At 59.6% G+C, this 9,292-nt stretch carries 9 protein-coding genes and 1 tRNA gene; 5 read left to right on the top strand and 5 right to left on the bottom strand.

The features are described 5' to 3' along the window. From gcvP to D8U60_RS26620, 5 genes are all read left to right on the top strand, one after another. A partial coding sequence (gene gcvP / locus D8U60_RS26600; RefSeq protein WP_130901339.1) for an aminomethyl-transferring glycine dehydrogenase occupies positions 1–1,914 on the top strand: 1,914 nt, incomplete at its 5' end. Between the two features lie 176 nt (positions 1,915–2,090). Beyond that, on the top strand, positions 2,091–3,467 hold the full coding sequence (locus D8U60_RS26605; RefSeq protein ID WP_024014080.1) for an L-serine ammonia-lyase: 1,377 nt from the start codon (positions 2,091–2,093) through the stop codon (positions 3,465–3,467). Between the two features lie 110 nt (positions 3,468–3,577). Next, positions 3,578–4,702 (top strand): glycine cleavage system aminomethyltransferase GcvT, encoded by a 1,125-nt coding sequence (gcvT, locus tag D8U60_RS26610; protein ID WP_130901340.1) that lies wholly within the window; start codon positions 3,578–3,580, stop codon positions 4,700–4,702. 403 nt (positions 4,703–5,105) lie between these two features. Further along, positions 5,106–5,318 (top strand): cold-shock protein, encoded by a 213-nt coding sequence (locus D8U60_RS26615; protein ID WP_003227496.1) that lies wholly within the window; start codon positions 5,106–5,108, stop codon positions 5,316–5,318. A gap of 97 nt (positions 5,319–5,415) precedes the next feature. After that, on the top strand, positions 5,416–5,904 hold the full coding sequence (locus D8U60_RS26620; RefSeq protein WP_016773510.1) for an RDD family protein: 489 nt from the start codon (positions 5,416–5,418) through the stop codon (positions 5,902–5,904). Between the two features lie 179 nt (positions 5,905–6,083). Here the strand turns inward: D8U60_RS26620 and nadA are convergent, their stop codons facing one another. The 5 genes from nadA to D8U60_RS26645 all read right to left on the bottom strand — a co-directional run. Further along, positions 6,084–7,142: a quinolinate synthase NadA gene (gene nadA / locus D8U60_RS26625; RefSeq protein ID WP_016773509.1), complete on the bottom strand. Its 1,059-nt coding sequence runs from the start codon at positions 7,140–7,142 to the stop codon at positions 6,084–6,086. A 272-nt stretch (positions 7,143–7,414) separates the two neighbouring features. Next, positions 7,415–7,490, bottom strand: a tRNA-Lys gene (locus D8U60_RS26630). A gap of 62 nt (positions 7,491–7,552) precedes the next feature. Further along, complete coding sequence (gene queC, locus D8U60_RS26635) at positions 7,553–8,245, bottom strand: 7-cyano-7-deazaguanine synthase QueC (protein WP_122611761.1); 693 nt, start codon at positions 8,243–8,245, stop codon at positions 7,553–7,555. Position 8,246: 1 nt separating this feature from the next. Further along, the gene (queE, locus tag D8U60_RS26640) at positions 8,247–8,894 is read right to left on the bottom strand and encodes a 7-carboxy-7-deazaguanine synthase QueE (RefSeq protein ID WP_041479789.1); all 648 of its coding nucleotides are present in this window, start codon (positions 8,892–8,894) and stop codon (positions 8,247–8,249) included. Positions 8,895–9,061: 167 nt separating this feature from the next. Then, positions 9,062–9,292: tetratricopeptide repeat protein (locus tag D8U60_RS26645; RefSeq protein WP_130901341.1), on the bottom strand; the 231-nt coding region annotated here is incomplete at its 5' end.

Genomic DNA, 9,292 nt, shown 5'->3' on the forward strand with positions numbered 1-9,292 from the left:
CTGGCGATGCAGACCCGCGAGCAACACATCCGCCGCGAGAAGGCCACGTCGAACATCTGCACCGCGCAGGTGCTGCTGGCCAACATCGCCAGCATGTACGCCGTCTACCACGGCCCGAAAGGCCTGACCCAGATCGCCAACCGCGTGCATCACCTGACCGCGATTCTGGCCAAGGGCCTGACCGCGCTGGGCGCTCAAGTGAAGCAGGCAAACTTCTTCGACACCCTGACCGTTGCCACCGGCGCGCACACCGCCGCGCTGCACGACAAGGCGCACGCTCAGCAGATCAACCTGCGTGTGATCGACGCTGAACGTCTGGGCCTGTCGGTCGACGAAACCACCACTCAGGCTGATATCGAAACCCTGTGGGGCCTGTTCGCCGACGGCAAGACCCTGCCGGACTTCGCTGCGCTGGCCGCCTCGGTGCAGAGCACCATTCCTGCTGAGCTGGTGCGCCAGTCGCCGATCCTCAGCCACCCGGTGTTCAACCGTTATCACTCGGAAACCGAGCTGATGCGCTACCTGCGCAAACTGGCGGACAAGGACCTGGCGCTGGATCGCACGATGATCCCGCTGGGCTCGTGCACCATGAAACTCAACGCCGCCAGCGAAATGATCCCGGTGACCTGGGCCGAATTCGGTGCGCTGCACCCGTTCGCCCCAGCCGCACAAAGCGCCGGTTACCAGCAACTGACCGATGAGCTGGAAGCGATGCTCTGCGCCGCCACCGGTTACGACTCGATTTCGCTGCAGCCGAACGCCGGTTCGCAAGGTGAATACGCAGGTCTCCTGGCGATCCGCGCCTACCACCAGAGCCGTGGCGATGAGCGCCGCGACATCTGCCTGATCCCGTCGTCGGCCCACGGCACCAACCCGGCCACCGCGCAAATGGCTGGCATGCGCGTGGTCGTCACCGCGTGCGATGCCCGTGGCAACGTCGACATTGAAGACCTGCGCGCCAAAGCCATTGAGCACCGCGAACACCTCGCCGCGCTGATGATCACCTACCCGTCGACCCACGGCGTGTTCGAAGAAGGCATCCGCGAAATCTGCGCGATCATTCACGACAACGGCGGCCAGGTGTACATCGACGGCGCCAACATGAACGCCATGGTCGGCCTCTGCGCACCGGGCAAGTTCGGCGGCGACGTTTCGCACCTCAACCTGCACAAAACCTTCTGCATCCCGCACGGCGGTGGCGGCCCGGGCGTCGGCCCGATTGGCGTCAAATCGCACCTGACCCCGTTCCTGCCTGGCCACGGCCAGATGGAACGCAAGGAAGGCGCGGTCTGCGCGGCACCGTTCGGCAGCGCAAGCATTCTGCCGATCACCTGGATGTACATTCGCATGATGGGTGGCGCCGGTCTGAAGCGCGCTTCGCAACTGGCGATCCTCAATGCCAACTACATTTCCCGTCGCCTCGAAGAGCATTACCCAGTGCTCTACACCGGCAGCAACGGCCTGGTGGCGCACGAGTGCATTCTTGATCTGCGTCCATTGAAAGACAGCAGCGGCATCAGCGTCGATGACGTCGCCAAACGCCTGATCGACTTCGGCTTCCACGCGCCGACCATGTCGTTCCCGGTCGCCGGCACGCTGATGATCGAGCCGACCGAAAGCGAATCCAAGGAAGAACTGGACCGCTTCTGCGACGCGATGATCCGCATCCGCGAAGAAATCCGCGCAGTGGAAAACGGCACCCTGGACAAGGAAGACAACCCACTGAAAAACGCCCCGCACACCGCAGCGGAACTGGTTGGCGAATGGACCCACCCGTACAGCCGCGAGCAAGCGGTGTACCCGGTCGCATCGCTGATCGAAGGCAAATACTGGCCGCCGGTCGGCCGTGTCGACAACGTCTTCGGCGATCGCAACCTGGTCTGCGCCTGCCCGTCGATCGAAAGCTACGCTTAAGAGCGGCAGCTGCAAGTTTCTAGCTGCAAGCTGCAAGTAAGGGCTGATCTGCTTTTAACTTGCGGCTTGTGTCTTGCTGCATGCACTGAGGCCTTATAGAGGCCGCAAGGAAAACCCGATCCGCTTTTACTTGCAGCTTGCAGCTTGAAGCTCACAACTGCTCCGCAGGAGCCCCTATGTCGTTAAGCGTGTTCGACCTGTTCAAGATTGGCATCGGTCCTTCCAGTTCTCACACCGTCGGCCCGATGCGCGCGGCTGCGCGCTTCGCCGAGGGCTTGCGCCGCGAAAACCTGTTGACCAGCACCGCCAGCGTGCGCGTCGAGCTGTACGGTTCGCTCGGTGCTACCGGTAAAGGACACGGCAGCGACAAAGCCGTGCTGCTCGGCCTCGAAGGCGAACACCCGGACACTGTCGACACCGAAACCGTCGCCGCGCGCCTGCAAGAAATTCGCGGCAATGGCCGACTGAATCTGCTCGGTGAACACAACATCGCGTTCAACGAGAAAGAACATCTGGCGATGATCCGCAAACCGTTGGCCTATCACCCCAACGGCATGATCTTTCGCGCCTTCGACGCAGCGGGGATTCAGATCCGCAGTCGCGAGTACTACTCGGTCGGCGGTGGTTTTGTTGTCGATGAAGATGCCGCCGGTGCCGATCGCATCGTCGAAGACGCCACGCCACTGACCTTCCCCTTCAAAAGCGCCAAGGACTTGCTCGGTCATTGCGCTACCTACGGGCTGTCGATCAGCCAGGTGATGCTGACCAACGAGAGCGCCTGGCGCCCGGAAGCCGAAACCCGTGCCGGCCTGCTGAAAATCTGGCAGGTGATGCAGGACTGCGTTGCCGCTGGTTGCCGTAACGAAGGCATTTTGCCGGGCGGCTTGAAGGTCAAACGCCGGGCGGCGGCGCTGCACCGGCAATTGTGCAAGAACCCGGAATCGGCGCTGCGCGATCCGCTGTCGGTGCTCGACTGGGTCAATCTTTATGCGTTGGCGGTCAACGAAGAAAACGCCAACGGCGGGCGCGTGGTTACTGCGCCCACCAATGGCGCGGCGGGCATCATTCCGGCGGTGCTGCATTACTACATGCGTTTTATCCCCGGGGCGAATGACGACGGTGTCGTGCGTTTTCTGCTGACCGCTGCCGCGATCGGCATTCTTTACAAGGAAAACGCTTCGATCTCCGGCGCCGAAGTCGGTTGTCAGGGTGAAGTCGGCGTGGCCTGTTCGATGGCGGCCGGCGCTCTGTGCGAAGTGCTCGGCGGCAGCGTGCAACAAGTCGAGAACGCCGCGGAAATCGGCATGGAACACAACCTCGGCCTGACCTGCGACCCGATCGGCGGTCTGGTGCAGGTGCCTTGCATCGAGCGCAACGCGATGGGCTCGGTGAAAGCGATCAACGCGGTGCGCATGGCCATGCGTGGCGACGGTCAGCATTTCGTCTCCCTCGACAAAGTCATCCGCACCATGCGCCAGACCGGCGCCGACATGAAAAGCAAATACAAGGAAACCGCCCGCGGCGGCCTGGCGGTCAACATTATCGAATGCTGATTACGAACTCAGCCAAACGTAACTAGCCCCCTCTCCCTCCGGGAGAGGGCTGGGGTGAGGGGCTCTTGATCTTGCCTCTCACCCGCAACCCAAATTCAAAGGAGCCATGCATGTCCACCGAACAACTCTCGAAAACCCCGCTGCACGCACTGCACCTCGAACTCGGCGCGCGCATGGTGCCGTTCGCCGGCTACGACATGCCCGTGCAATACCCGCTCGGCGTGATGAAAGAACACCAGCACACCCGTGAGCAAGCCGGGTTGTTCGACGTCTCGCACATGGGCCAGATTCGCCTGACCGGTGCGAATGCGGCCAAAGCCCTGGAAACCCTGGTGCCGGTGGACATCATCGACCTGCCGGTGGGCATGCAGCGTTATGCGATGTTCACCAACGAAAGCGGTGGCATCCTCGACGACCTGATGGTCGCCAATCTGGGCAATGACGAGCTGTTCCTGGTGGTCAACGCCGCGTGCAAGGATCAGGATCTCGCGCATCTGCAAAAACACATCGGCGATCAGTGCACCATTACGGCGCTGTTCGAAGAGCGCGCCCTGCTCGCCTTGCAAGGTCCGGCAGCCGTCACCGTGCTGGCGCGTCTTGCGCCGGACGTGGCGAAGATGACGTTCATGCAGTTCAACCGTGTGTCGTTGCTGGGCGTGGACTGCTTTGTCAGCCGTTCGGGCTACACCGGTGAAGACGGTTTCGAAATCTCGGTACCGGCCGCTGAAGCGGAGAAACTAGCACGCGCCCTGCTCGCCGAGCCAGAGGTCCAGGCCATCGGCCTTGGCGCCCGCGACTCGCTGCGTCTGGAAGCCGGCCTGTGCCTGTACGGCCATGACATGAACACCGAGACCACACCGATCGAAGCCAGCCTCCTGTGGGCGATCTCCAAGCCCCGCCGCGCCGATGGAGCGCGGGCCGGCGGTTTCCCGGGCGCCGAGCAGATCTTCGCGCAGCAACAGAACGGCGTCGCACGCAAACGTGTCGGCCTGCTGCCACAGGAGCGTACCCCGGTGCGTGAAGGCGCAGAGATCGTCAACGAGGCCGGCGAGATCATCGGCAGCGTCTGCAGCGGTGGCTTTGGTCCGACTTTGGGCGGGCCATTGGCGATGGGATACCTTGACAGCGCTTACGTCGCGCTCGATACACCTGTGTGGGCCATCGTCCGTGGGAAAAAGGTGCAAATGCTTGTAAGCAAAATGCCATTTGTTCCACAACGCTACTATCGCGGTTGATCGACTGTTTCTATAAGTAACGCGATTGCGTTAAACGTGCACTAATGTGTAACGCAATCGCCATAAAACAGTGCGTTTTTTAACATCCGTTTCGAATATGAACGTTGCTTATAACGTTTGCTGAAAATAGGACCAGACAATCGTCTAAGACGGAACTAATTTGCTGACGAACTGCCATGAAGAGCAGTAAAACCGGGGCCTTCCCAGGGCTTGTTTTTTCTCCCGTAGTTGGCGTAGAGTTTGTCCACTGTGTTTGCATGGGTCAGCTTGGAATCGTGACCTGGGCAGTAGCCTACAAGTTAGCTACATCCCGCTCGACGTCTTCTTACTCCTTGCAACCAGCTCCAGTACTCTTTCATGTGAAAGGGGCTGTCATCAATTTATGCGTCAAAGGAAATAAGAAATGTCCACACGTCAGAGCGGTACCGTCAAGTGGTTTAACGACGAGAAAGGTTTTGGTTTTATCACTCCAGAAAGCGGTCCGGATCTGTTCGTACATTTCCGCGCCATTCAGGGCAACGGCTTCAAAAGCCTGAAAGAAGGCCAGAAGGTGACTTTCGTTGCCGTGCAAGGCCAGAAAGGCATGCAGGCTGACGAAGTACAAGCAGAAGCCTGATCTTCTGATACGAAAAAGCCCCTGATATTGATATCAGGGGCTTTTTTGTGCGCGCTTATCCGTAAAATGGCGCTTCCATTCACGCCTTGAGGCTGCCATGTCGAAACACCTGCTCACGCCGCAAGGGGACTTTCCTCCCGTTGCTCTCGGTCGTCGTCTGGCGGCAATGTTCTACGACTTCCTGCTGTGCACCGCCCTGCTGATCGTCACCGGATTCATCTACAAGTTGATCCAGGCCGCGATCATTGGCGAAGAACGGCTGCGGGTGATGACCGACGCCGGCCAGCTCGATGGTGACCCGCTGTATTCCACGGTGCTGCTGTTGGTATTGTTCGGCTTCTTCGCCAAGTTCTGGACCCATGGCGGGCAGACACTGGGCATGCAGGTATGGGGGATCCGCGTGCAGAACGCCAACGGCACGGCCATCAGCCTGTGGCAGGCGCTGTTGCGCTTTATGGTGTCGATCGCGTCGTGGTTGTGTATCGGGTTGGGTTTCTTCTGGTCACTGTTCGACAAGCAGAAGCGCACCTGGCATGACATTTATTCGGATACGCGCGTGGTGCGGATTCCAAAGAAGAGCAAATAATTTCCATACTCAAGAGTCCCCCCTGTGGCGAGGGGATTTATCCCCGTCCGGCTGCGTAGCAGCCGTAAAGGAGCCCACGCGGTATCCCTGATATGGCGCGGTGTTTGATTTAGGGCGGCTTCGCCACCCAACGGGGATAAATCCCCTCACCACAGGGCTCACTCCTACAAGGGGTTCACTCAGGCGTTACCGGCCAGCTTCATCCGCGCTGCCTGGGTGAAATCCAGCATGCGCTTCAACGGGCGGATCGCCTGGGGAATCAGCGCCGGATCGACAAAGATCTCGTTGGTGCCTTCCTTCAAGCTCTTGAGCGTGCGCTCAAGGGTGTTCATGGCCATCCACGGGCAATGTGCGCAACTGCGACAAGCCGCGCCGTTACCGGCGGTAGGCGCTTCGATGAAGACCTTGTCCGGGCACAGCTGCTGCATCTTGTAGAAGATGCCACGGTCGGTGGCGACGATCAGGGTCTTGTTTGGCAGGCTTTGCGCGGCGGCGATCAACTGACTGGTAGAACCGACGGCGTCCGCCAGTTCGATCACCGAAGTCGGCGACTCCGGATGCACCAGAATTGCTGCGTCCGGGTACAGCGCCTTCATGTCCTCGAGCTGCTTGGACTTGAACTCTTCGTGAACGATGCAGGCACCATCCCAAAGCAGCATGTCGGCGCCGGTCTTGCGCTGAATGTAAGTGCCAAGGTGCTTGTCCGGGCCCCAGATGATCGTCTCGCCGTTGTCCATCAGGCTTTCGACGATTTCCAGTGCGCAGCTCGAAGTCACCACCCAGTCAGCCCGAGCCTTCACGGCGGCGGAAGTATTGGCATACACCACCACGGTGCGTTCCGGGTGCTGGTCGCAGAACGCCGAGAACTCATCGACCGGGCAACCCAGGTCCAGCGAGCAGGTCGCCTCCAGGGTCGGCATCAGCACGCGTTTTTCCGGATTGAGAATTTTTGCAGTCTCGCCCATGAATTTCACCCCGGCGACCACCACGGTCTTGGCCGGATGGGCGTTGCCGAAGCGGGCCATTTCCAGGGAGTCGGAAACACAGCCGCCGGTTTCTTCGGCCAGGGCCTGAATCACCGGATCGCAATAGAAGTGGGCGACCAGCACCGCGTCCTGAGCCTTGAGCTCGGCGGCGATGGCGGAACGGTAATAAGCCTCCTCTTCTGCCGTCAGCGGTTTCGGCTGTTTGGCGTCGAGGTGGGCTTGAACCAGGAGGCGTTCGGAAATCTGCGTCATGTTCGCAAGACCTGCAGGCGCATTCGCGCGAAAGTCGAGTATACACCCGGCTCCGGACCACTAGAGGGTACCGCCGGGAGAGTGAGTATCATCAGGCACGGGACAGCGTTGAAGCTGCGCAAGGCTACAGAATATCCCGTTGATACAAAAGATGAATCTGACCTATGTCAGATCGGGCCGCAATGAAAGATTGAAGGCCAGAATTGCAGGCAAAAAAAAACCCGGAAATCCTCACTTTCGTGGGCCTTCCGGATTTTCTAAACCGCCAAAAATGGTGGGTCGTGTGGGATTCGAACCTACGACCAATTGGTTAAAAGCCAACTGCTCTACCAACTGAGCTAACGACCCGCTGTGTGGTGGCGCGTATAATACTGATTTTTAAGGACTATTCAACACCTTTTTTGAAAAAATCAAAAATAAGGGGTTGGATCGTCCACACCAGCTGCCGCGAAGCCTTCAGCGCGCAGGCGGCAGCTGTCGCATTTGCCGCAGGCGCGGCCGTCATCGTCGGCCTGATAGCAGGAAACCGTCAGACCGTAATCAACGCCAAGCTTCACGCCGGCCTGAACGATCTGCGCTTTGCTCAGGTTCTGCAGCGGCGCCTGGATGCGGAAGCCGTTGCCTTCCACGCCGGCCTTGGTCGCCAGATTGGCCATGCGCTCGAACGACTCGATGAACTCGGGACGGCAATCCGGGTAGCCGGAATAATCCACTGCATTGACGCCGATGAAGATGTCGCGGGCGCCGAGCACTTCGGCCCAACCCAATGCCAACGACAGGAAAACCGTGTTGCGCGCCGGCACGTAAGTCACCGGAATGCCTTCGCCCAGCTCTTCTGGAATTTCGATGCTGGTGTCAGTCAGCGCCGAACCGCCCATGCCGTTGAGATTCAGGCCAATGACCTTGTGCTCGACCACACCCAGGTCGCGAGCAACGCGGGCGGCGGCGTGCAATTCGGCATGCGAGCGCTGGCCGTAATCGAAGCTCATGGTGTAGCAGGCGTAGCCTTCGGCGCGTGCCATCGCCACGACGGTGGCCGAGTCGAGGCCGCCCGAAAGCAGGATAACGGCACGTTTTTCGGTAGTGTTCAATTGTTCAATCATCTCAGCGCCCCGGCTCATCATTCCATAGATATTTATGCAACTGCAGTTGCAGCCGCACTGGCAGGTTGTCTGCCACCACCCAATCCGCCAGATCCCTGGCATTGAGGTCATGATGACTTGGGGAGAAAAGCACTTCACCCGCCCGTCGATCAAGCCCGTACTGGATCAGCTTCGATACCGCCCAGTCATAGTCTTCCCGCGAGCAGATGACAAACTTCACCTGATCGTTGCGGGTCAGCAGTTCGATATTCTCGTAACGGTTGCGGTGGGCTTCTTTCGAGCCCGGCGTTTTCAGATCGACGACGCGACTGACACGCGGATCGACAGCGGATACGTCTAGGGCGCCGCTGGTTTCCAGCGACACCTCGTAACCGGCATCACACAACCGCTCAAGCAAAGGAATGGCGTTCGGCTGAGCCAACGGCTCACCGCCGGTGACACAAACGTAGCGCGGACGATAACCGGCCACTTGCTCAAGGATGTCGTCGAGGGTGCGGACGGTGCCGCCGCTGAACGCGTAAGCGCTATCGCAGTACTGGCAACGCAACGGGCAACCGGTCAGGCGCACGAAAACCGTGGGCAGCCCGGCAGTCCGAGTTTCCCCCTGCAACGAGTAGAAAACTTCGGTAATTCTCAATGTGTCTTGCATAGTCGCCACGGGCGTAACAGCTAAACAGGCTGTCCGCCTCCGTCAGGCACTTCAGGCAATCCCGCCAACGCGTAGACCACAAGAAGCGTGTTTCAGAAAAAGGGCGTGAATTCTAACGAAAAAACCCGCGACAAGCGCGGGTTTCTTCAAAACACGGATGAACAGGCTTACATGCGCTGTAAATCACGCTGGGCCAGCTGCGCGGCGGAAGTGCCCGGATATTGGGACACCACCTGCTGCAGAATGCCTTTGACCTTGTCGGTATGACCGAGGCGGCGCTCTACGTCAGCCAGCTTGTACAGCGAGTCCGGCACTTTGTTGTGCTTGGGATACAGCTGCGAAACCTTGGCAAAGGCCTGACCTGCACCTTGCAGATCACCCTTGGCCAGGTTCACTTC

It is taken from the genome of Pseudomonas sp. Sample_11, assembly GCF_004307505.1.
Lineage (GTDB): Bacteria > Pseudomonadota > Gammaproteobacteria > Pseudomonadales > Pseudomonadaceae > Aquipseudomonas > Aquipseudomonas atacamensis.

Bases quoted from the DNA above. Each gene is read 5' to 3' on its own strand.
- D8U60_RS26615 (WP_003227496.1), top strand. From the start codon at position 5,106: ATGTCCACACGTCAGAGCGGTACCGTCAAGTGGTTTAACGACGAGAAA.
- D8U60_RS26620 (WP_016773510.1), top strand. From the start codon at position 5,416: ATGTCGAAACACCTGCTCACGCCGCAAGGGGACTTTCCTCCCGTTGCT.
- queE (WP_041479789.1), bottom strand. From the start codon at position 8,894: ATGCAAGACACATTGAGAATTACCGAAGTTTTCTACTCGTTGCAGGGG.
- gcvT (WP_130901340.1), top strand. From the start codon at position 3,578: ATGTCCACCGAACAACTCTCGAAAACCCCGCTGCACGCACTGCACCTC.
- queC (WP_122611761.1), bottom strand. From the start codon at position 8,245: ATGATTGAACAATTGAACACTACCGAAAAACGTGCCGTTATCCTGCTT.
- D8U60_RS26605 (WP_024014080.1), top strand. From the start codon at position 2,091: ATGTCGTTAAGCGTGTTCGACCTGTTCAAGATTGGCATCGGTCCTTCC.
- nadA (WP_016773509.1), bottom strand. From the start codon at position 7,142: ATGACGCAGATTTCCGAACGCCTCCTGGTTCAAGCCCACCTCGACGCC.